The sequence below is a fragment of the Komagataeibacter diospyri genome (assembly GCF_043995075.1).
Taxonomy (GTDB): domain Bacteria; phylum Pseudomonadota; class Alphaproteobacteria; order Acetobacterales; family Acetobacteraceae; genus Komagataeibacter; species Komagataeibacter diospyri.
This window is the reverse complement of the sequence record NZ_CP171836.1, coordinates 1,304,859-1,326,293: the sequence shown is the minus strand read 5'-3', so window position 1 is coordinate 1,326,293 and position 21,435 is coordinate 1,304,859. Positions and strand designations below refer to the sequence as shown.

Genomic DNA, 21,435 nt, shown 5'->3' with positions numbered 1-21,435 from the left:
ATGTCCATCAACATCCTGATGCCCGCCCTGTCGCCGACCATGACGGAAGGCAAGCTGGCCCGCTGGGTCAAGGCGGAAGGCGAGGCGATTGCCGCAGGCGACGTGATCGCGGAAATCGAAACCGACAAGGCCACGATGGAAGTCGAGGCCGTGGATGAAGGCGTGCTGGGCCGTATCCTGATCCCGGAAGGGACGGAAGGCATCGCCGTCAATACCCCCATCGGCATACTGGTGGCCGAAGGGGAAAGCGTGCCGGATGCCCCCGTCCCCGCAACCCCGGCGGCGGCACCGGCTTCCGTCGCGCCCGCCACTGCCAGCGCCAGCGCAGCCCCTGCGCCGCAGGCCGCTCCTGCTGCGGCCCCGACGGCCAAGGGCAGGCGCGTCTTTGCCTCGCCGCTGGCACGCCGGATCGCAGCAGGCAAGGGCATCGACCTGTCCACGCTGAAGGGCAGCGGCCCCAACGGGCGGATCGTGCGTCGGGACGTGGAACAGGCAGCCAGCGCAGCCCCTCCCACGCCGAAACCCGCCGCCGCTGCGCCTGTGGCAGCCCCCGTGACCGTCGGTGCGGGGTATGAAAGCGTGCCGCATTCCACCATGCGCAAGGTGATCGCGCGCAGGCTGACGGAAGCCAAGACCACCGTCCCGCATTTCTATGTGGAAATGGACGTGCAGCTTGACGCGCTTCTGGCGCTGCGCAAGCAGTTGAACGCCGCGTCCCCCGCCGAGGGACCGGATGCGTACAAGATTTCGGTCAATGACATGCTGGTGAAGGCAGCCGCCCTTACGCTGCGCCGCGTGCCGAAGGTCAACGTGGCGTACAGCGATGACGCGACGCTGGTGTATGACGACGTGGATATTTCTGTTGCCGTCTCCATCCCTGACGGGCTGATCACGCCCATCGTCCGCCGTGCCGATACCAAGGGCCTGCGTCAGATCAGTAACGAAGTCCGCGACCTTGCCACCCGTGCGCGGGCGGGCAGGCTGAAGCCGGAGGAATTTCAGGGCGGCACGTTCTCCATTTCCAATATGGGAATGTATGGGGTGAAGGCGTTTTCCGCCATCCTCAACCCGCCACAGGCCGGGATACTCGCCATCGCGGCGGGGGAACGCAGGCCGGTGGTGAAGGGGGATGAAATCACCATCGCTACCGTCATGACCGTCACCCTGTCGGTCGATCATCGCGTGGTGGACGGGGCGCTGGCGGCGGAATGGGTATCGGCTTTCCGCAACGTGGTTGAAAATCCCATGAGCCTTGTGGTCTGAGGAAACGGTCTGATGAACACCACGCAATTTGATGTCATTGTCATTGGTGGCGGACCGGGCGGTTATGTCGCGGCCATCCGCGCGGGCCAGCTTGGGCTGAAGGTCGCGGTGGTCGAGGCAGCCCAGCTTGGGGGCATCTGTCTCAACTGGGGCTGTATCCCGACCAAGGCGCTGCTGCGCGCATCCGAAATCAACCACCTGCTGCACAATCTGGGTGAATTCGGGTTTGCTGCCGACAACGTGCGTTTTGACTTCGCCAGGGTGGTCAAGCGGTCGCGCAATGTCTCGGCCCAGCTTTCGGCGGGTGTTGCCCACCTTCTGAAAAAGCACAAGGTCACCGTCATCAACGGGTTCGGCAAACTGACGGGCATGGCAGGCGGGCAGCGCAAGGTGTCGGTCAGTGTGGACGGGAAGGAAACCGTTACCCTGACCGCGCCCAACGTGATCGTGGCCACGGGGGCACGTGCCCGCGTGCTGCCGGGTCTGGAACCGGATGGCAAGCTGGTCTGGTCCTATCGTGAAGCCATGGTGCCAAAAGAACTGCCGCGCAGCCTGCTGGTGATCGGGTCGGGCGCAATCGGGATCGAATTTGCCTCGTTCTACCGCAACATGGGTGCCGAGGTGACGATTGTGGAAGTCGCCGACCGCATCCTGCCGGTGGAAGATGCGGAAATCAGCGCCTTTGCCTGCAAGGCGCTGGAAAAGCAGGGAATGAAAATCCTGACCGGGGCAAAGCTGGGCGCGATCAGAAAGGGCGACAACTCCGTCACCATTGACGTGACCATGGGGGGCAAGACCCGGCAGGTTATGGTGGAGCGCGTGATCTCGGCGGTTGGTATTGTTGGCAATGTCGAGAATATCGGCCTGGAGGGCACTGCGATCGAAGTGGACCGCACCCATATCAGGGTTGATCCCTACTGCCGCACGGGGGAGAAGGGGGTATACGCCATTGGCGACATCGCCGGTGCGCCGTGGCTTGCGCACAAGGCCAGCCATGAAGGCGTGATGGTGGCCGAACAGATCGCGGGCCGCACCGTCCACCCGATCAACCCGCTGAACATTCCCGGCTGCACCTACTGTCGCCCGCAGGTTGCATCCGTCGGCATGACGGAAGAAAAGGCGAAGGCGGCGGGCCATAAGCTGCGTGTCGGGCGTTTCCCCTTCATCGGCAATGGAAAGGCGATCGCGATGGGTGAGCCGGAGGGCATGGTCAAGACCATATTTGACGACGCAACGGGCGAATTGCTGGGCGCGCATATGATCGGCCCCGAAGTGACCGAAATGATCCAGGGTTACGTCATTGCCCGCACCGGGGAACTGACGGACGCGGAACTGAAGGAAACCATCTTCCCGCATCCCACCATATCGGAAACCATGCACGAAGCGGTGCTGGCGGCCTATGACGGAGCGCTGCATATCTGATTGATAAGAAGGGAAAAATTAGGGCGATCTGCCTTTTTTCAAATAAGGCGGCGTTCTTTGATGCGTTTTGAAAAAAGCTTTGCCAGAAACTTCCGGTCATCTGGCAGGCAGGGGATGACCGCCCTGATCGTGCGGTTGTGATCCCCTGCCGGGACGAAGGCGGCAAGAATGCTTGACGTGGTGGGGCAGGCGTTACACTTCTGGATATCTGCCTGTTTACGGGAATTTTTGCGTCATGTCCGTGCGTTTGATGATCGATCACCGGAAGAAAGGGGAGGCCGCGCCTCGGCACCCTGAAAAGGCACACCGGCCCGACAACCCCATCGCGCGCAAGCCCGAATGGATCCGCGTGCGCGCGCCCAACCACCCGACCTATCACGAGACGCGCAAGCTCATGCGTGACAACAAGCTGGTGACCGTGTGCGAGGAAGCAGCCTGCCCCAATATTGGTGAATGCTGGTCCCAGCGCCACGCCACCATGATGATCATGGGCGAAATCTGTACCCGTGCCTGCGCGTTCTGCAATGTCACCACGGGCCTGCCGCATGCGCTGGATGCGGATGAACCGCAGCGCGTGGCCGACGCGGTGGCGAAGCTGGGCCTGCGGCATGTTGTCATAACATCGGTGGACCGTGATGACCTGCCCGATGGTGGCGCGCATCACTTCGCGCGCGTGATTGCGGCCATACGCGCCGCAGCCCCCGATACCACCATCGAGATCCTGACGCCCGACTTCCTGCGCAAGCCCGGCAGTCTGGAGATCGTGGTGGCCGCGCGGCCTGATGTATTCAACCACAACCTGGAAACCGTGCCCCGGCTGTATCCCGCCATCCGGCCCGGCGCACGGTATTACCAGTCGATGCGCCTGCTGGATGACGTGAAACGGATGGACCCGTCCATCTTCACAAAATCGGGACTGATGCTGGGGCTGGGGGAAGAACGGCCCGAAATACTTCAGGTCATGGATGACCTGCGGATTGCGGACGTTGATTTCATCACAATGGGGCAATATCTCCAACCAACAGTGAAGCATGCTGCGGTGGCCCGGTTTGTAACGCCCGAGGAATTCGCCGACTATGCGGGCATGGCCCGTGTGAAGGGATTCCTGCAGGTCAGTTCCTCGCCGCTGACACGGTCGTCGTACCATGCGGATTCTGATTTTGCGGAATTGCGCGCCGCACGTGAACAACGCCTGCGGACAGAACGTGGCGCAACGGAGATGAAGTAATGCCCACCCATGCCGAACGTCGGCTTATTGCCTATTCCCCCAGCCAGCTTTTTGACCTGGTGGCCGACGTCGGGAAATACCCCCAGTTCCTGCCGTGGTGCACCAGTGCGCGCGTGCGCACCCGCACGGCGGACGAACTGGTGGCTGATCTGACCATCGGTTTTGGCCCGTTCCGGGAAACGTTCACCAGCCGCGTCCTGCTGGAAGCGCCCAATACCATTCGGGTCAGTTATGAAAAGGGGCCATTCCGTTACCTGAACAATGTATGGACCTTCACGCCGGAGCCGCGTGGCTGCCTGGTCGATTTCTTCGTGGATTTCGAATTCCGCTCGCGCCTGTTGCAGGCGGCGATTGGCGTGGTATTCAACGAAGCGGTGCGGCTTATGGTCTCGGCCTTCATCCGTCGGGCCCGTGACATCTACGGACCACCGCCTGCGGTTCCCGCACCGCAACAACCCGTCGGCCCGGCCAAGGCCGGTAACGCCTGACGTCCCCTTACGTAAAACCGGACAGGGAAATACCCCATCATGAAAACCATTATCACCGCCATGGCAGGGGGCGTCCTGCTGTGTATGGCGCAGCCTGCATCTGCGGCCCCCGCGTCATCCCACCATGCAAACAGGGAATCCATTGCCGCCAGCGACGCGGAAACCGCCGACCTGAATAACCAGAGCCTGCAGAAGGCCCGGGCCTCACTCCAGCCTGCCGCCACGCCAACCGCAGCCAGCCCGGACCACCCGGTGCAGGCCGAGGGCACGGGCCAGACCGCGCCTGCCATCCGCGTGCCCGAAACGGGCAGCACGGTTGCCGGATACTAAGAAGCTGTCTGAAAGCAACCATCTGATAAAAAATGAAAGTTTTTGAGTGCCGCCTTTTTCAGAAAGGCGGCGTTCTTTGAAGCTTTTTTACAAAAAGCATTACCAAAAACTTTTATTACTTAATGAAATAACGGCCTATTCTGCCGACAGTCGTCCCGCATGGTCCAGCAGCAGGGCCAGCGCGGTGCGGACCGCCTGCGTGCGTACGTCCCACCGTTCGCCTGCGAAAAGATGGGACACCGTATCCACCGTGCCGCTGGTGGCCACGGCAAACCAGACCAGGCCGACCGGCTTGTCCGGTATGGCTCCGCCGGGACCGGCAATGCCGGTAATGGCGATCGACAGGTTGGCGTCAGGCGCATGTGCCAGCGCCCCCTGCGCCATGGCGGCAGCGACTTCGCGGCTGACAGCACCGTACTGCTCCAGCAGCTTCGCGGGCACGCCCAGCGCATGGGCCTTCATGCTGTTGGAATAGGTGACAAATCCGCCGCACACCACGTCCGATGATCCGGCAGATTCGGTCAGGGCAGCTGCCAGCAGGCCACCGGTGCAGCTTTCCGCCGTGACGACCCGGCATCCCGCCGAACGGAAGCGGGCCAGCGCGTCGGGCATATGGGCAAGGAATGTATCAGGTAACATCCGGTATGGTCTCCTTTGCCATCCTAACGCATCAGGCCAGGAAACGGATGCCTGTCAGGATGATGCCCGCCATGATGCCTGCCACGATGTCATCGCCCATGATGCCCATGGCGTCATGTCTGCGGTCGAACCAGCCCACCGGGCCGGGCTTGGTAATGTCAAACAGGCGGAACAGGGCAAACGCCAGCAGCAGCCACAGCACATCCGCCCAGCGCAGGGTGGACAGGCGCAGGGGGGCCAGCGGGAACATGGCCAGCCACATGCCAGCGACCTCATCAATCACGATCCAGCCGTGATCCTCCCCGTTGGAGGCAAGCTGTGTGGCGCGGTAGCCCACCGCCGTGCACACCAGCACCGCCAGCGCCATCCAGATCCAGTGGCCCAGCAGCGGCACCCCAACGATCAGGGCCGCCAGCGACCCCACGGTGCCCGGTGCGCGCGGGGCGAACCCCGTGCCGCCAAAACTTGCGATCAGGTGGGACAGGGGACGCGCCATCAGCCGTGGTCCAGAGCCGGATCGGTTGCCTGGTAAATCGCCATGTTCTCCTCCACCCGTTCAACGTAATTGCGCGTCTCCCCAAACGGGATGCTTTCGATCCAGTCCAGCATGGCGTCCGGCTGTGGTGTGTCACGCGCGGGGTTGCCCAATGTCGTAAGCCAGGTATCCGTGCGGTGTGGCCCCGCATTGTAGGCGGCGGCCACATACGGTACGGCGCCGCCCATGCGCTGCGCGATATCCGCCAGGAACGCTGCCCCCAGCCGCATGTTAAGCTGCGGGTCGGTCAGGCTGGCTGCGCTGACATTCACGTTCAGACCGGCCTTGCGCGCAACCTCGCGCGCGGTGGGGACCAGCAGCTGCATCAATCCCACCGCATGGGCAGGGCTGACCACGCCCGCGTCAAACCCGCTTTCCTGCCGCGCCACCGCCAGTTCCACATCGGCTGGCAGGGTGGATGTTGGCGGAGTATAGGCACGTGGCCAGCCTTCACGGACCAGCGTCAGCCCGTCCTTGCCCGCCAGGCGCGCCACCATCACGGCGGCGTCGGGAATGCCAAGGCGGGTGGCCATGCGCGCGGCCAGCACGTGCTTCGCGATACCGGTGTCCTGTGCATCAAGGGCAAGGATGAAGTCACGCGCATGGTGCCGGTCGCCCCACGCCACCAGTATTTCAGCGGCACGGGCAAGGTCGCTTGTGTCGAAATGTACGGAATCGGCCACACCGGGCGTGGGTTCGCGTTCACGCAGCAGGTAGCTGCGGATCTGGCGGCCTGCCTGATCGGGCACGATCAGCTGGTTCATGCTGTCGCCCGCCAGCCGTTCAATGGCCATCTGCCCATAAAACGTGTTGGCCAGCGCCGCCGCCTGCTGCCACTGGGTCCTGGCCGGTCCATGCCGCCCCTGCGCCCATAGTGCGCGCCCGGCCCAGTACAGTCCGCGACTGCGGGTAATGACGGGTACCGCCTGCGCCAGTGGCGTGAAATCAGCCAGTGCGTGGTCAGCATCATGCAGGTATTCCAGCCGGATCCATCCGGTCAGGAACAGGGCATCGTACCGCGTGGCCGACCCGGTATCGGTACGGTCATTGGCCATGAACAGCGCGTCATCCGTGCGGTGGGCCAGCAGCAGGTCACGCGCCATGGCGTCGCGTTCGCGCCAGAAAACCGCAGCGACCGCCGGGGTCTGCTGCTTTTCGGTTTCCACCCCGCGTTCGTGCCACAGGGACAGTGCCTCATCCAGGCGCTGCGCATGGTGCAGCCAGCGCAGGCGGTCCAGCACCAGCGCGCCATCGGCCTGCTGTTCGGGCGGCAGGGTGGCCAGCGTGCCTTCGGCATCGGGGTCATTGCGGCGGAAGGCCAGGCGCGCGCGCGCGACAGGCTGCTGGATGGTGTCCAGCATGGGAACCTGCCGTGTCGCCGCATCAATCCTGCCCGCGCGTTCCTGCCGGTCGAATCGCAGCCAGTGGTCCTGTGGCGTCAGCACGGGGCCGAAAGCGGACAGCATGGCCTGCGCTTCCGCTTGCGTATCGGCACGGTTGACCCATGCGACGCGCGCCCAGCTGTCCAGTGCGGCAGGCCGCGGCATCGCGTGTGCGCAGCGCACCAGCGCATGCACGTCCGTCAGCTGCTGGCGGTCGCATAATGTACCCGCGACCGCGTCATCGGGTTCGGCCGCCAGTTTCTGCTGGAAACGCGCAAGCAGTAGCGGGCGCTGCGGCCATGAAGGGTTTTCGGTCAGGAAGGTCGCGTATTCCCCCGCCGTGCCGTCCGCTGACAGCAGGCGCAGGTAAACCAGCACCTTGGCCGCGACAGGATCATCATCGGCATTGCCGGTCGCGGCCTGTCCCGGTGTGGGCCAGCCACCCTGTGGCGTGGCGGGGGCAGGGGCCGCATGCAGCGGGGGGACAGACAGCAGCGCCAGTCCCGCGGCAAGGCCCCATGTCGCAACGGGACCGGGGCGGGGACCAGCCCTGCGCGGCATTACGCGGCTCCTCCCACATGGGTCCAGACCTCGCCTCCGCCCTTGACGATCAGTTCGATCGCCACAGCCAGCACAACCAGCAGCCCGACCCACGAAATCCAGCGATAGCGTTCCAGCAGCCGTGCGATCAGCGACGCCGCCACCGCCATCAGCACCACCGATATCACCAGCCCCGCCACCAGCACGCCCATGTGCTCGCCCGCCGCACCCGCCACCGCCAGCACGTTATCAAGGCTCATGGACAGATCGGCCACGATGATGCGGATGATGGCGTTGCGCAGCGATGCGGGGGCGGGGGTGTCACCTTCCGCATGGGCGTCGCCGGCCATTTCGCGGTACATGCGCCAGCACACCCACAAAAGCAGCAGCCCGCCCGCCAGCGTCAGCCCGATGATGGCCAGCAGCCTGACCGCCACAAGGGCAAGGCATATCCGGATTGCCGCCGCCCCCAGCACGCCGCACAGAATGGCGATTCGGCGTGAACTGTGCGGCAGGTTGCGCACTGCCATGCCCACCACGATGGCGTTATCCCCTGCCAGCGTCACGTCAATCAGGACAACCTGCGCCAGTGCGTAAAGGGATGAGGCGGAAAAAATGGCAGACATGGGCAAGGTCAGTTCCTGGGCAGATGGCCGCGACAGGCGGGCGCGCGGTTTTCACAATCGCTTTATGCCGTTCGCTGCCCGCATCATGCAAACATGTCCGTTCCGGCGCATGATATATGCCACGTTATGAATCGCGCGTGAATATAAGGGAGACGCAAGCGGCAGAATTGGTTAGGAAGGCCGCCTGATCCTGTATCGTCCGTTGCAGCAAAGGAAGCCCGAGAACATGGTACCGCGCTATACCCGTCCCGTCATGGCCGCCATCTGGTCGCCCGAGAACCGTTACCGCATCTGGTTCGAAATCGAGGCCCTGGCCTGTGAAGCCATGGCGGAATATGGCGTGATCCCGGCCGAGGCCGCAAAGACCATCCGCACGAAGGGCGACGCCGCCATGGCCGCCTTTTCGCAGGCGGACCTTGACCGCATTGATGAAATCGAGGCCGAAACCCGCCACGACGTGATTGCGTTCCTGACGTGGCTTGCGGAAAAGGTCGGCCCCGACAGCCGCTTCGTGCATCTGGGTATGACATCGTCCGACGTGCTGGATACCTGCCTGTCGGTGCAGATGGTGCAGGCCACCGACCTGCTGCTGCAGGATCTCGATGCGGTGCTGGTGGCGCTGAAACGCCGGGCGTTTGAGCACAAATACACCCTGACCATCGGCCGCAGCCATGGCATCCATGCCGAGCCGACGTCATTCGGCCTGAAGATCGCGGGCCATTATGCCGAATTTGCCCGCAACCGCGAACGTCTGGTCCGCGCACGCGATGAAATCGCCGTCTGCGCCATTTCCGGCGCGGTGGGCACCTATGCCCATATCGACCCGCGTGTTGAGGAATACGTGGCGGACAAGCTGGGCCTGAAGCCCGAAGGCGTGTCCACGCAGGTTATCCCGCGCGACCGGCATGCAGCGTATTTCTGCGCGCTGGCCGTGATCGCCAGCGGCATCGAACGTCTGGCTACCGAAGTGCGCCACCTGCAGCGTTCGGAAGTGCGTGAGGCGGAAGAGTTCTTCCACAAGGGGCAGAAGGGTTCGTCCGCCATGCCGCACAAGCGCAATCCGGTGCTGTCGGAAAATCTGACGGGTCTGGCCCGCCTTGTGCGTTCGCACGTCATACCGGCGCTGGAAAACGTGGCGCTGTGGCATGAACGTGACATCAGCCATTCCTCGGTCGAGCGTAACATCTGTCCCGATGGCACGATCGGGCTGGACTTCGCGCTCATGCGGCTTGCGGGGATGATGGAAAAGCTGGTGGTCTATCCCGAACAGATGCAGGCCAATATCGACAGCCTGGGTGGCGTGGTGCATTCGGGGGAGGTGCTGCTGGCGCTGGCGCGCGCGGGCATCCTGCGCGAAGATGCGTACCGCATCGTCCAGCGCAACGCCATGGAGACATGGACGAAGCTGGGGCACAAGGACGCAAAGACTTTCCGCGAAAATCTGGACGCCGACCCCGAAGTCGCGGGCCGGGTGCCGTCCGAAGTGCTGGATGCGGCAATGGACAGCAACGCCCACCTGCGCCAGATCGACCATACCTACAGCTGCGTGTTTGGTGAGTCCGGCCCCGCGCGGACCTGACCACACCATGGCCTGACGCAAACAACAGCAGGATATCAAGGCGTGTGCACAGTCGTCATTTCCCACGACCCGGCCCTGGAATGGCCGCTGCTGATGGCGGCCAACCGTGATGAACGCCTTGACCGGCCATGGCTGCCACCGGGGCGGCACTGGCCGGAGCAGCCTGATGTCGTGGGCGGCCAGGACCGGATCGCGGGCGGGTCGTGGCTGACACTGAATGACGCGGGCGTGGTGGCAGGCATCATGAACCGCGTGGGCAGTCTTGGGCCGATGCCGGGCAAGAACTCTCGCGGGGCGCTGCCGCTGCTGGCCGGACGTTTCCCCACCGCGCGTGAAGCGGCAGGCCATATCGCCACGATCGATGCAGGCGAATGGCGGTCGTTCAACATGATCGTGGCGGACGGGAACGACGCCTTCTTCATTCGTGGCCCTGGCTACGGCCAGCCACAGGTCGAGCCACTGGCGCCTGGCGTGCACATGGTCGCCACCACCGACCCCGATGACATGGCCATGCCGCGCATCGCCCGCCACCTGCCGCGTTTCCGCGCAACCCCCCGCCCGGTGCCGCCGCAGTGGACGGGGTGGACCACGCTGCTGGCCGACCGTTCGCTGCCTGCGGGCAGTGAACTGAACATCCCGCCGCGTTCGGGCTTTGGTACGTGCAGTTCATCCGCCATCGGGGTGGCGCGCGACGGGCGGCATTCATGGTTTTTTGCCGCGGGCGCCCCAGACCGTGTGGGCTACCAGCCAATCAATCTGTCTGCCCCGGGCGCGCAGGCGGGGTAAATATGGTATCTTCCCGCCCGGATCGCTGCTATGGCATGCGGACCATTTGGGATCATGCCAGCAACAGATCCTGCAGATCAGGGGAGGGGCCGCTCCCGGCCCGTCCCCGCAGCGCTATGTGAAGGACGAGTATGGGCCGCCGTCGCCAGCTTTACGAAGGAAAAGCCAAGATCCTTTTCGAGGGGCCCGAACCGGGCACCCTCGTGCAGTATTTCAAGGATGACGCCAGCGCCGGGAACGGCGCGAAAAAGGGCATCATCACCGGCAAGGGGGTGCTGAACAACCGTATCAGCGAACACCTCATGCTGAGGCTGCACGATATCGGGATCCCCACCCATTTCATCCGCCGCCTGAACATGCGCGAGCAGCTGATCCGGGAAGTGGAGATCATTCCGCTGGAGGTCGTGGTGCGCAATGTCGCCGCGGGCTCCCTGTCCAAGCGGCTGGGCATTCAGGAAGGCACGCGCCTGCCGCGCCCGATCATCGAATTCTATTACAAGAACGACGCCCTGAACGACCCGATGGTGAGCGAGGAACACATCACCGCCTTCGGCTGGGCCTGCCCGCATGACATGGAAGACATCGTGGCGCTGAGCATGCGCGTGAACGACTTCCTGTGCGGCCTGTTCATGGGCATCGGCATCATCCTTGTCGATTTCAAGCTGGAATTCGGCCGCCTGTTCGAAGGCGACAACATGCGTATCGTGCTGGCGGATGAAATCTCGCCCGATAACTGCCGCCTGTGGGACGCCAAGACCAGCGAGAAGCTGGACAAGGACCGTTTCCGCAAGGACATGGGCAAGGTTGAAGAAGCATATCAGGAAGTCGCGATGCGCCTGGGCATCCTGCCCGAGGCCACGAATTCCGACATGAAGGGACCGGAGGTAATGCAATGAAGGTGCGTGTGACCGTCATGCTGAAGGAAGGCGTGCTTGACCCGCAGGGCAAGGCCGTGGAACACGCGCTGCACGTGCTGGATTTCAAGAACGTGGGTGAAGTCCGCATCGGTCGCGTGATCGAGCTGGAAATTGACGAGACCGACTGCGAACGTGCCCGCGCGCAGGCTGACGCCATGGCGCGCGCGCTGCTGGCCAACCTTGTGATCGAGGACTTCACGACGGAGGTCGTTGGATGAAGATCGCCCGCCTTCTTGCCCTTGGCTGCATCATGGCCGTGGGCCTGCCCGCGGCCCATGCGTCAGCACAGCGTGTCTCGCGCCTGACGGGCGAACAGCTTGGTTCGCTGTGCACCAAGCCCACGGGTACGGGTATCTGTGATGCCTATATCTCCGGTATCGCTGATTCCGCGGCCCTTGACCACCTGTTCGAGCGCAATGCCGAAAAGGACACCAAGGATGTCGCGGCCTTCTGCGTGGCCCCCGCCACATCCACGGCGGACATGCGTGGCAAGGTCGTAAGCTGGATGAAGGACCACCGCGACGGGCTGTCCCGCCCGGCGGGCGAGGTCGTGTTCACCGCACTGCGTGAAACCTATCCCTGCGGCGGCGGCAAATGAAGGCGGCGATTGTAGTTTTTCCCGGCACCAACCGCGAACGTGACATGGCCATTGCCCTGCGCGGGGTTACGGGACAGGCGCCCACCATGGTGTGGCACCGCGAAACGGCGCTGCCCGCAGGTACCGATCTTGTCGTGCTGCCCGGTGGTTTCAGCTATGGCGATTACCTGCGCTGTGGCGCGATGGCGGCGCATGCGCCGATCATGGCGGCAATCCGTGAATTTGCGCAAAAAGGCGGTCATATCCTTGGCGTGTGCAACGGGTTCCAGATCCTGACCGAAGCGCAGCTTCTGCCCGGCGCATTGCTGCGTAACGCGGCGCTGCGTTTCCTGTCGCAGGACTGTTTCCTGCGCGTTGAACGCAATGACACGCCGTTCACCCGCCACTGGGCAAAGGGCGATGTGTTCCGCACCCCCATGGCGCATGGTGATGGCAACTATATCGCCAGTGCCGACACCATCCGCATGCTGGAGGACACGAACCGCGTGGCCTTCCGTTACGTGGCCGAAGATGGCCGCGTGGATGCAGGCGACCCGCAGTTGAACCCCAATGGTTCCATGAATGCCATTGCCGGTGTGTTCAGCGAAAACCTGCGGATCTGCGGCATGATGCCCCATCCGGAGGATCTGGTTGATCCGCTGATGGGTGGCGAGGACGGAAAACCCCTGTTTACGGGACTTGTGGAGGCACTGGTCGGATGAGTGCAAAGTCACCGCGCCCCGTTGATGCGGCACTGGCGCGCGAATTCGGCCTGACGGCGGAAGAATACGGCAATGTCCTGTCGATCATGGGCCGTACGCCCACGTTCACGGAACTGGGCATTTTCTCGGTCATGTGGTCGGAACACTGCTCGTACAAATCGTCGCGTGCGTTCCTGAAAACCCTGCCAACGACGGCCCCGTGGGTGATCCATGGCCCCGGTGAAAACGCGGGCGTGGTTGATATCGGCCACGGCCTCGCCGCCATCTTCAAGATGGAAAGCCATAACCACCCCTCCTTCATTGAACCCTATCAGGGGGCGGCGACGGGGGTTGGCGGCATCCTGCGCGATGTGTTCACCATGGGCGCGCGGCCCATAGCCAACCTCAATGCCCTGCGTTTTGGCGACCCCGGCAATCCGCAGACCCGCCGCATCGTGGACGGCGTGGTGCGTGGCGTGGGCGGCTACGGCAACTGCGTGGGCGTGCCCACCGTGGGTGGCGAGATCAATTTCCACCCTGCTTATGACGGCAACCCGCTGGTCAACGCCATGACGGTTGGTGTGGCGCGGCAGGACCGTATCTTCCTGTCGGCTGCCGCTGGTGTGGGCAACCCGGTGATCTATGTCGGGTCCAAGACCGGGCGCGACGGCATCCACGGGGCCACCATGTCATCGTCCGAGTTTGACGAGGACGCGCTGGCCAAGCGCCCGACCGTGCAGGTAGGTGACCCGTTTGTCGAAAAGCTGCTGATCGAGGCCTGTCTGGAACTGATGGCGACCGACGCCATCGTGGCCATTCAGGACATGGGGGCGGCTGGCCTGACCTCGTCTTCCGTTGAAATGGCGGGCAAGGGCGGGGTTGGCATCGACCTTGACCTTGATAACGTGCCCCAGCGAGAACGTGGCATGACGGCGTATGAAATGATGCTGTCCGAAAGTCAGGAGCGCATGCTGATCGTGCTGCGTCCCGACCGCACGGAACAGGCGCGCGCCATCTTTGACAAATGGGAACTGGATTTTGCCGTCATCGGCCACCTGACCGATACCGGCAACATCGTGATCCGCCACAAGGGCGAAGTGGAAGCCGACATTCCGCTGGCCCCGCTGGCCGATCAGGCCCCGGTCTACCATCGCCCGACGGCACCGGCGCTCAGGCCGCAGCCGATGGAGCCGATCATTGACCCGGTGGGCGTGGAACAGGCGCTGATCCGGCTGATCGGCTGCCCTGACCTTGCATCGCGCGCATGGGTCTACAACCAGTACGACAGCACGGTGGGCGGCCAGACGGTGCGCAGGCCGGGCGCGGCGGACGCCGCGATCGTCAAGGTCGAGGACACGGAAATCGGCCTGGCGCTGACCACCGACTGCACGCCGCGTTACTGTCGCGCCAATGCGAAGCTGGGTGGCGCGCAGGCCGTGGCCGAAGCCTGGCGTAACATTACCGCGACCGGCGCGCGCCCGCTGGCGGTGACGGACAACCTCAACTTCGGCTCGCCTGAAAAGCCGGAGGTGATGGGGCAGTTCGTCGATGCCATCGCGGGCATGGGGGAAGCCTGCCGCGCGCTGGACTTCCCGGTCGTCAGCGGCAATGTCTCGCTGTACAACGAAACCCGCGCGCCCGATGGCACGTCACAGTCCATCCTGCCCACACCGGCCATTGGCGGTCTTGGCGTGCTGGAGGACGTGCGCACGGCGGTCGGGCTGGAAATGCCCGATGGCTGTGATGTCATGCTGCTGGGGGAAACGAAGGGCCAGCTTGGCCAGTCGATCTGGTTGCGTGAAATCCTTGGCGCACAGGATGGGGAACCACCCGAACTCGATCTGGCCGCCGAACGGCGCAATGGTGATTTCGTGCGTGGCCTGATCCAGAACGGCACCATCATCGCCTGCCATGACGTGGCCGATGGCGGCGTGCTGGTGGCCGTGACCGAAATGGTCATGGCAGGACAGGCGGGCTGCGTGCTGGATGCGCCGCAGTCGGGCATGCGCCCCGAGGCCTTCTGGTTTGGTGAGGACCAGTCGCGCTATGTCGTCGCCGTGCGCGACGGACAGGCGCTGGCCACACTTGCGGCGCAGGCAGGTGTGCCATGCCGCAGGCTGGGCCGTTCGGGGGGGCAGGGTTTGACATTGCCCAGCGGGTCCACAATATCCAAGGCACGTCTGCTCGCGGTGCATTCCGAATTTTTTCCGCGACTGATGGACCGATAGGGCAGGAGTTTTAAGCCAGATGGCAATGACGGCACAGGAAATCGAAACCTATATCCGCGAAGCCCTGCCTGACGCGAAGATTACGATCGATGATCTGGCAGGCGACGGGGACCACTATGCCTGCCGTGTCGTGAGCGAGGTCTTTCGCGGCCTGCCACGCGTGCGGCAGCACCAGCTGGTCTATAATGCGCTGCAGGGGCACATGGGCGGCAAGCTGCATGCGCTGGCCCTGCAGACGCAGACCCCGGACTGATTACGGATACTTACCCCCAACGCAGGAAACGAAAACAATGGCTGAAACAATCGCACAGCGCATCCAGGCGCAGATCGATGCCAACCCCGTCATGCTGTATATGAAGGGCGACGCCACCTTCCCGCAGTGCGGCTTCTCCGCGCGCGTGGTGCAGGTGCTCAAGCACCTTGGCGTGCCGTTCAAGACCGAGAACGTGCTGGCAGATCCCGAACTGCGCCAGGGCATCAAGGATTTTTCCAACTGGCCGACAGTGCCGCAGCTTTACATCAAGGGTGAGTTCATTGGTGGCTGCGATATCGTGACGGAAATGTACCAGACCGGCGAACTGGAGAAGCTGCTGGCGGAAAAGGGCATCGCCTCCGCCGCGGCCTGATCGCACGGTGCGTCATATCGTTATCGATCGGGACGGGCGGGACAGAAATGTTCCGCCCGTTTCCTGTTTTGTGGACAACATCCCTTGCATCCGGTCCACGCTTTCGCCTAGCTTCGTGCAGGTTTGAAAAACAAGGGGGCCTGATGCGCTATAGCGACTTGCGTTTTGCTACAATGTTACTGCTTGGCGCAGGTCTTGCTGGCAGCATCGTAACCCCCGCCCATGCCCGCACCCACGCCGTGACGGACATGGAAGCCGACCGTCTGACGCTGGGTGCGCTGACAGCCCCCCCGCCGCCGGTCCGGCATGTGACCTATGTCCGTCGCGCAGGTGGCCATCGCGCCCCGGTGGTGATGGCAGCAAACCACAGCACGGCGGCCCATACGCGGCGCACCATGGTCCACACCATTGCCTATCATCCCCATGGCGCGGTGGTTCACCATATTCACCCGATTGCGGTCCGCCACCGCACCTGATTGCGGGTGGCCCCCTCAGTATTGCCTGAAGGCGTCCGGAATCCATTCCACGACATTGCCTGGCAGCACCGCGCATACATCGAAGCGGATGCTGTCATAAACCCAGTGCGGGTTGGCCGCGCATAAAAACTGCGCGGCGTTCATGATACGCGCCACCTGTGCCGGGCGGATGGATTCTCCCGCCGCCAGCAGGGATGGGCGGGCCTTGACCTCGGCAAAGATCAGGCAGCCTGCCTGCAGTGCCACGATATCCACTTCCCCCCATCGCGTACGCGCACGGTGCAGCAGGACGTGTCCGCCACGGGCCTGAATGTCCGCGATCGCCAGCCGTTCCGCTGCCATGCCATCGGCGCAGGCCCGCCTGCCGCGCTGCTGGCGGTGAAGGGGGGCGGGTGGGGCATTACGCATTGTCATGCTTTGTTTTTCCTGCGACTGGCATGGGTGTGTAAACCCGGCTTGTAGGATATAGCAGGCAGCACGACCGGGCTCTGGCGGCCATGGACGGACGCCGTGGGCTGCGACAGGATGTGCGATATGTTTCTTCATTTCCTGACCATATGGGATCTTTGCCTGCTGCTGGCGCGCGTGTCCATTATCGCGGCGGTGGTGGTGCATGTGCTGCTGACCAAGCGTGATGTCGGGGCATCCATCGGCTGGATTGGCGTGACCGTGCTCATGCCGCTGACGGGTGGGATGCTGTACCTGATGTTCGGCATCAACCGCGTGCACAGGCGCGCACGGCGCATGGCGGGACAGCACCCCTGGCGCAGCCGCACCATGTCATCGCAATGGCGGCGTGACGAAGCCGGAACCTTCGCGCCGCTGGCCTCCATGGTGGGCAAGCTGACTGGCCGGCCGCTTCTGGGCGGCAATGCGATCGTGCCCATGCATGACGGGGACATTGTCTATCCGCGTATGCTCGATGCCATAAACGGTGCGCGGCATAGCGTGCTGATGTGTTCGTACATTTTCCGTGATGACGGGATCGGGCGGCAGTTCTGTGACGCGCTGATCGCGGCCCACAGGCGTGGCGCGCAGGTGCGCGTGCTGGTTGATGGCGTGGGGTCGGGATATTTCAACTGTGGCGTGGGTCGCATCCTGCGTGATGCGGGCGTGCCGGTGGGGCGGTTCATGCATTCCATGCTGCCGTGGCGCATGCCGTTCATCAACATGCGCGACCACAAGAAGATACTGGTGGTGGATGGACTGACCGGCTTCATGGGTGGCCTGAACATTGGCGAAGAAAATGTCGCGGCAGCCCATCCCCGCCATCCGGTATCGGACACGCATTTTGAAGTGAAAGGCCCGGTCGTCCATCAGTTAAGCGAGGCTTTTGCCCGCGACTGGGCCTTTACCCGTGGTGAGGAACTGACGGCGGACATCTACTTTCCGCGTCAGGACAGTCACGGCCCCAGCCTGAGCCGCGTCGTGACCGCAGGCCCGGACATGGATCTGGAAAAGATCGAATATACCATGCTGCAGGCCTTCACCCTGGCGCGGCGCAGCATCCGGATCATGACGCCCTATTTCCTGCCCGATGACCGGTTCCTGACTGCACTGGCCCTTGCATCCATGCGCGGGATCGAGGTGGATATCATCGTGCCATGGCACAGCAACCATACCCTGCTGGACTGGGCGCGGTCGGCCAACCTGCCGCGATTCCTTGATTCGGGGTGCCGGATCTGGCTGGCGCGGCCGCCGTTCAACCATTCCAAGCTGATGGTGGTGGACCGGCACTGGTCATTCGTGGGCAGTTCCAATCTGGACGTGCGCAGTCTGCGACTGAATTTTGAAATCAACCTTGAAGCCTATGACGCGGCACTGGCGACCAGGATTGATGATTTCATCGCCACCCACCGCCATGTGCGCATGACGCATCATGACCTGGATCGCCGGTCCTTTCCGCGCAAGATGCGTGACGCGGCGGCGCGGCTGTTCCTGCCTTACCTGTAGGGTGGGTAAATTGACAGGGACGGGCATGCATACTATTTCATATAAGTAATAAAAGTTTTTGGATGTCGCCTTTTTTTTAAGGTGGTGTCTTTCGAAGCTTTTCTGAAGAAAAGCTTCACCAAAAACCTTTATTCTTTTCATCAACAGCCTGCCTCGAAATGATCTTTTATGGCCATGCCGCATATATTGAGTGTCGCATGTTCCTGATCCTGCCACTGTTTGCGGCCTATAGCGTCTTCCTGCTGTGTTTCTGGCCGCAAGGCGTCATGCACCTGTCCATCGGGTGGGACGTCAGCATGCTGTGCGGGTTTTCGGCGCTGTTTTTGCTACTCACGCTGTTTGCCCTGACGGGGCGTCCGCTGCCCGAACCCTTTTTCGATGGTCGGTTTTTCCTGACCCTGCATCGCTGGCTGGCGTGGCTGTTTGTCGGGTTTGTAATCCTGCATGCCGGGGGGATCATATGGCTCGATCCGCAGACGCTGTATGACCTGTGGCCATCGGGCGCGCCCGGCATGCAGTTTGGCGCTGCGGCGGCGCTGCTGGCGGTGGTGACGCCATGCCTTGCGCTGCAGCGCGTGCGGCGCGGGCTTTATGCAACGGCGGCCATGTTCCGCCGCTCACACGCATTGCTGGCCATGGCGGTGCTGGGGGCTTCTGTTTTCCATGTCGTGGCGACACGGGTGCATGTGGCCGTGTGGTGGCAGGTCTGGATGTGTATCGGGGTTGCCTTGGTGGCCTGCATGCTGCCGGTGGGGGAACGCTGGATGCTGGCGCGCCTGCCCATGCGTCGTGACGGGCGCAGGCGGCGGCTGCATACGGCGTATCTGGCCCGCAGGCTGGCGGGTGTCATGCTGTGCGTGGTCGTGTCCGAAACGGTGGTGTTCGTGTTATGGCGGCACTAGGCCTGCGGCGCGCCATGGCACCTGTGCTGACGGTGATCGGGCTTGCGGGCCTGTTCGCCCTGCTGGTGGTGGGGCACCGCATGACGGTTGCGACGGGGCAGGACATACCCCTTGTGTTCCACCATCGCGCACATGGGGGCTATAACTGCGTCACCTGTCACCATGATTTCCTCAAGCCGGTGGTGACGCCTGCGACACATCGCACCTGCATTGCCTGCCACAGGGAAACGCCGGAACTTGTCCCCATCATCCGCGACCAGTTTCATGAACTGTGCGAAGGCTGCCACCTGAACCTGCAGCAGCAGGGACGGCAGGCGGGGCCGGTGCATGAATGTCGCGACTGCCATGTTCGCAGGCCCGACATGCAGGCGCATGGCCGGCTGCTCTGACCCGGTACGCCGCGGTCAGCGCGTGGGTTTGAGCAGGACGGAAATGGGGCGGTGGTCGGATGCGTAATTCTCGATCACGTGGCGCTCGACACAGGTCAGGCCGCGCACAAGGCAGCGGTCCAGCCGGATGGGCAGCATGTCGGCCATGCGGTGCGTGGGCTCGCGTGGCCCCACGTCACGGAAATGCCGGATCAGGGCGGGACCGACCTGGTTGAAATCCCCCAGGATGGCAGCCTGATGCGGCAGGATCTGCACGACGCGGCGCAACTGCCGGCGGTTGAGCAGCTGCCCGTGCGACAGGTGGACATTGGCCACCGTAACCGGCCCGCAATCCACGATCTGCGCCACCCGGCGGATCAGCGTGCCCGCGGGCAGGGTGCAGGTCAGCGGCTGGCGGCGGTAGGGCCACGGGCTCCAGCATGCCAGCCCGTGTATGCGGCCGGGCAGGGGGGAACGTGCGTAATGTCCGCCGATCAGGGTGGGCAGGGTGTCGATTTCCACCGTCGCTTCCTGCATCAGCATAAGGTCAGGCCGCTCGGTGCGGATCAGGTCGATCACGTCGCGCACCGTCGCCCCGATGCGGCGCAGCAGGTTCCAGCTGACGATCTTGATCGCCTCGCCCTCACGATCGGGCGGGGTCAGGTCCATCTGCGGCGGCGTGCCATGGCGGGGCTGGATGGACGGCAGGCGAAGGTAGGGGCGCGCTAGGGTCATGGTTCGATAAACGGCTCGCGTATCTCATCAGGAATGGGGTCTTTGGACCGGGGGTCACCGGCAGCGAATTCGGCAGTCAGGGTATAGCCCACGCCAATCAGGACAGGACCAAGGAAAATGCCCAGTCCCCCGAATGTCAGCACGCCACCCAGCACGCCCAGCACGGTCAGCAGGTAGGGCATCTGCGCCCCGCGTGCGATGAACATGGGCCTGATGATGTGGTCCGCTCCCGATACGATGATCGTGCCATACAGCAGCAGGAAAATGCCCCAGCCCGGATGGTGGGTCAGCAGCAGGAACACGGCGGCGGGGATCCAGATCAGCGGCGCGCCGATGGGCAGCACCGCGACAAAGGCGGTGACCGCCCCCAGCAGCACGGGGCTGGAAATACCCGCGATGGCAAAGCCGATGCTGGTCAGGATGCCCTGTATGATGGCGGTGCCAAGGATGCCGTACACCGTGCCGCGTATGGTCCGTCCCACGATGCGCAGGATCCGGTCGGCATAAACGCCTGCGATCCGCCGCACCACGGCAACGAAGGTATCGCCCAGCGCGTCGCCACCCAGCCAGAAGAAGAAGGAAATGAACAGCGCCATGGCCAGGTGCGCCAGCCCGCTGGCCAGCTGCATCATGGCGCTGAGGATGGATTGCCCGATACGCCCGGCATAGGGGCGCACGACCTGGTCTATGCTGCCGATATCAACCGACCATTTCTGCCATTTTTCAACTATTTCAGGACCGAAATGCGGAATATGCGCAATACGCGCGGGCAGTGGCGGCAGGTGCAGCGTGCCCACCGTGTCAACGATGTACTGCAGTGTCGCCGGGACATCGGCAATGCTGCTGGACACCACGGCGGCCAGTGGCACCACCAGCACCAGCGCGCACAGTACCGTCATGATCAGGGCCGCGGGCAGCAGCGACATGTGACGCCGCAGCCGCATGAACACCGGCCATGTGGAAAAGGTCAGGATCGCAGCCCACAGCAGTGCGGTCATGAACGGATACAGGATCAGGACGCAGCCGAATGCGATCCCCCCCAGCATCAGTCCCATCATGATACGTTCGACCATAGCGGTGGCGTATCCCCTCCTGCCATTAAACGAAAGACAAATGTTCAGGACTTTCGTTCCC

Annotated in this window: 25 protein-coding genes; 18 read left to right on the top strand and 7 right to left on the bottom strand. The window is 63.4% G+C overall.

What is annotated here, in order from left to right; genetic code table 11:
- The 5 genes from ACE2AA_RS06245 (at position 1) to ACE2AA_RS06225 (ending at position 4,731) form a co-directional block, all read left to right on the top strand.
- Complete coding sequence (locus ACE2AA_RS06245; protein ID WP_395371755.1) at positions 1 to 1,263, top strand: pyruvate dehydrogenase complex dihydrolipoamide acetyltransferase; 1,263 nt, start codon at positions 1 to 3, stop codon at positions 1,261 to 1,263.
- 12 nt (positions 1,264 to 1,275) lie between these two features.
- Complete coding sequence (gene lpdA, locus ACE2AA_RS06240; protein WP_395371754.1) at positions 1,276 to 2,685, top strand: dihydrolipoyl dehydrogenase; 1,410 nt, start codon at positions 1,276 to 1,278, stop codon at positions 2,683 to 2,685.
- A 235-nt stretch (positions 2,686 to 2,920) separates the two neighbouring features.
- Complete coding sequence (gene lipA, locus ACE2AA_RS06235) at positions 2,921 to 3,913, top strand: lipoyl synthase (protein WP_141300323.1); 993 nt, start codon at positions 2,921 to 2,923, stop codon at positions 3,911 to 3,913.
- The gene (locus ACE2AA_RS06230; protein WP_141300321.1) at positions 3,913 to 4,401 is read left to right on the top strand and encodes a type II toxin-antitoxin system RatA family toxin; all 489 of its coding nucleotides are present in this window, start codon (positions 3,913 to 3,915) and stop codon (positions 4,399 to 4,401) included. Before lipA ends, ACE2AA_RS06230 begins: the two co-directional genes overlap by 1 nt.
- Positions 4,402 to 4,440: 39 nt before the next feature.
- Complete coding sequence (locus ACE2AA_RS06225; protein WP_193557641.1) at positions 4,441 to 4,731, top strand: hypothetical protein; 291 nt, start codon at positions 4,441 to 4,443, stop codon at positions 4,729 to 4,731.
- 135 nt (positions 4,732 to 4,866) lie between these two features.
- Here ACE2AA_RS06225 and ACE2AA_RS06220 read toward each other — a convergent pair whose 3' ends face one another.
- Genes ACE2AA_RS06220 through ACE2AA_RS06205 form a run of 4 tightly spaced genes read right to left on the bottom strand, consistent with a single transcriptional unit; the run spans position 4,867 to position 8,453 of the window.
- A complete protein-coding gene (locus tag ACE2AA_RS06220) occupies positions 4,867 to 5,370 on the bottom strand; it encodes a CinA family protein (RefSeq protein ID WP_141260317.1) in 504 nt (167 codons plus the stop codon).
- 31 nt (positions 5,371 to 5,401) lie between these two features.
- Positions 5,402 to 5,866, bottom strand: a complete 465-nt coding sequence (locus ACE2AA_RS06215) for a phosphatidylglycerophosphatase A (RefSeq protein ID WP_141260316.1) — start codon at positions 5,864 to 5,866, stop codon at positions 5,402 to 5,404.
- On the bottom strand, positions 5,866 to 7,848 hold the full coding sequence (locus ACE2AA_RS06210) for a lytic transglycosylase domain-containing protein (RefSeq protein WP_395371751.1): 1,983 nt from the start codon (positions 7,846 to 7,848) through the stop codon (positions 5,866 to 5,868). The genes ACE2AA_RS06215 and ACE2AA_RS06210 overlap by 1 nt, the downstream gene beginning before the upstream one ends.
- Entirely contained in the window at positions 7,848 to 8,453 is a 606-nt protein-coding gene (locus tag ACE2AA_RS06205) for a YjbE family putative metal transport protein (protein WP_141260314.1), read from the bottom strand. Before ACE2AA_RS06205 ends, ACE2AA_RS06210 begins: the two co-directional genes overlap by 1 nt.
- Positions 8,454 to 8,679: 226 nt before the next feature.
- Between ACE2AA_RS06205 and purB the strand changes: the two genes are divergently transcribed.
- The 10 genes from purB (at position 8,680) to ACE2AA_RS06155 (ending at position 16,343) form a co-directional block, all read left to right on the top strand.
- Complete coding sequence (gene purB / locus ACE2AA_RS06200; protein ID WP_395371749.1) at positions 8,680 to 10,032, top strand: adenylosuccinate lyase; 1,353 nt, start codon at positions 8,680 to 8,682, stop codon at positions 10,030 to 10,032.
- A 42-nt stretch (positions 10,033 to 10,074) separates the two neighbouring features.
- Positions 10,075 to 10,818 (top strand): NRDE family protein, encoded by a 744-nt coding sequence (locus tag ACE2AA_RS06195; protein ID WP_395371747.1) that lies wholly within the window; start codon positions 10,075 to 10,077, stop codon positions 10,816 to 10,818.
- A gap of 131 nt (positions 10,819 to 10,949) precedes the next feature.
- The gene (gene purC, locus ACE2AA_RS06190; protein ID WP_061274201.1) at positions 10,950 to 11,714 is read left to right on the top strand and encodes a phosphoribosylaminoimidazolesuccinocarboxamide synthase; all 765 of its coding nucleotides are present in this window, start codon (positions 10,950 to 10,952) and stop codon (positions 11,712 to 11,714) included.
- Entirely contained in the window at positions 11,711 to 11,953 is a 243-nt protein-coding gene (purS, locus tag ACE2AA_RS06185; protein ID WP_141260311.1) for a phosphoribosylformylglycinamidine synthase subunit PurS, read from the top strand. The genes purC and purS overlap by 4 nt, the downstream gene beginning before the upstream one ends.
- Positions 11,950 to 12,333, top strand: a complete 384-nt coding sequence (locus tag ACE2AA_RS06180; protein WP_141260310.1) for a Rap1a/Tai family immunity protein — start codon at positions 11,950 to 11,952, stop codon at positions 12,331 to 12,333. The genes purS and ACE2AA_RS06180 overlap by 4 nt, the downstream gene beginning before the upstream one ends.
- Positions 12,330 to 13,034, top strand: a complete 705-nt coding sequence (purQ, locus tag ACE2AA_RS06175; protein ID WP_141300313.1) for a phosphoribosylformylglycinamidine synthase subunit PurQ — start codon at positions 12,330 to 12,332, stop codon at positions 13,032 to 13,034. Before ACE2AA_RS06180 ends, purQ begins: the two co-directional genes overlap by 4 nt.
- The gene (gene purL / locus ACE2AA_RS06170) at positions 13,031 to 15,241 is read left to right on the top strand and encodes a phosphoribosylformylglycinamidine synthase subunit PurL (protein ID WP_141300311.1); all 2,211 of its coding nucleotides are present in this window, start codon (positions 13,031 to 13,033) and stop codon (positions 15,239 to 15,241) included. The genes purQ and purL overlap by 4 nt, the downstream gene beginning before the upstream one ends.
- A gap of 19 nt (positions 15,242 to 15,260) precedes the next feature.
- Complete coding sequence (locus ACE2AA_RS06165; protein WP_141260307.1) at positions 15,261 to 15,494, top strand: BolA family protein; 234 nt, start codon at positions 15,261 to 15,263, stop codon at positions 15,492 to 15,494.
- 37 nt (positions 15,495 to 15,531) lie between these two features.
- The gene (gene grxD / locus ACE2AA_RS06160) at positions 15,532 to 15,867 is read left to right on the top strand and encodes a Grx4 family monothiol glutaredoxin (RefSeq protein ID WP_141260306.1); all 336 of its coding nucleotides are present in this window, start codon (positions 15,532 to 15,534) and stop codon (positions 15,865 to 15,867) included.
- A 143-nt stretch (positions 15,868 to 16,010) separates the two neighbouring features.
- The gene (locus ACE2AA_RS06155) at positions 16,011 to 16,343 is read left to right on the top strand and encodes a hypothetical protein (protein ID WP_395371744.1); all 333 of its coding nucleotides are present in this window, start codon (positions 16,011 to 16,013) and stop codon (positions 16,341 to 16,343) included.
- A gap of 15 nt (positions 16,344 to 16,358) precedes the next feature.
- Here the strand turns inward: ACE2AA_RS06155 and ACE2AA_RS06150 are convergent, their stop codons facing one another.
- The gene (locus ACE2AA_RS06150; protein WP_395371742.1) at positions 16,359 to 16,757 is read right to left on the bottom strand and encodes a YraN family protein; all 399 of its coding nucleotides are present in this window, start codon (positions 16,755 to 16,757) and stop codon (positions 16,359 to 16,361) included.
- 120 nt (positions 16,758 to 16,877) lie between these two features.
- Between ACE2AA_RS06150 and cls the strand changes: the two genes are divergently transcribed.
- From cls to ACE2AA_RS06135, 3 genes are all read left to right on the top strand, one after another.
- A complete protein-coding gene (gene cls / locus ACE2AA_RS06145; protein WP_395371740.1) occupies positions 16,878 to 18,296 on the top strand; it encodes a cardiolipin synthase in 1,419 nt (472 codons plus the stop codon).
- Between the two features lie 197 nt (positions 18,297 to 18,493).
- On the top strand, positions 18,494 to 19,198 hold the full coding sequence (locus ACE2AA_RS06140; RefSeq protein ID WP_395371738.1) for a ferric reductase-like transmembrane domain-containing protein: 705 nt from the start codon (positions 18,494 to 18,496) through the stop codon (positions 19,196 to 19,198).
- The gene (locus ACE2AA_RS06135; RefSeq protein WP_395371736.1) at positions 19,186 to 19,587 is read left to right on the top strand and encodes a cytochrome c3 family protein; all 402 of its coding nucleotides are present in this window, start codon (positions 19,186 to 19,188) and stop codon (positions 19,585 to 19,587) included. Before ACE2AA_RS06140 ends, ACE2AA_RS06135 begins: the two co-directional genes overlap by 13 nt.
- A gap of 15 nt (positions 19,588 to 19,602) precedes the next feature.
- Here the strand turns inward: ACE2AA_RS06135 and ACE2AA_RS06130 are convergent, their stop codons facing one another.
- Positions 19,603 to 20,301 (bottom strand): endonuclease/exonuclease/phosphatase family protein, encoded by a 699-nt coding sequence (locus tag ACE2AA_RS06130; RefSeq protein ID WP_141260303.1) that lies wholly within the window; start codon positions 20,299 to 20,301, stop codon positions 19,603 to 19,605.
- Positions 20,298 to 21,374 carry an AI-2E family transporter gene (locus tag ACE2AA_RS06125; protein ID WP_141260302.1) on the bottom strand — a complete coding sequence of 359 codons (1,077 nt, stop codon included), beginning with the start codon at positions 21,372 to 21,374 and terminating at the stop codon, positions 20,298 to 20,300. Before ACE2AA_RS06125 ends, ACE2AA_RS06130 begins: the two co-directional genes overlap by 4 nt.
- Between the last annotated feature and the right edge of the window lie 61 nt (positions 21,375 to 21,435).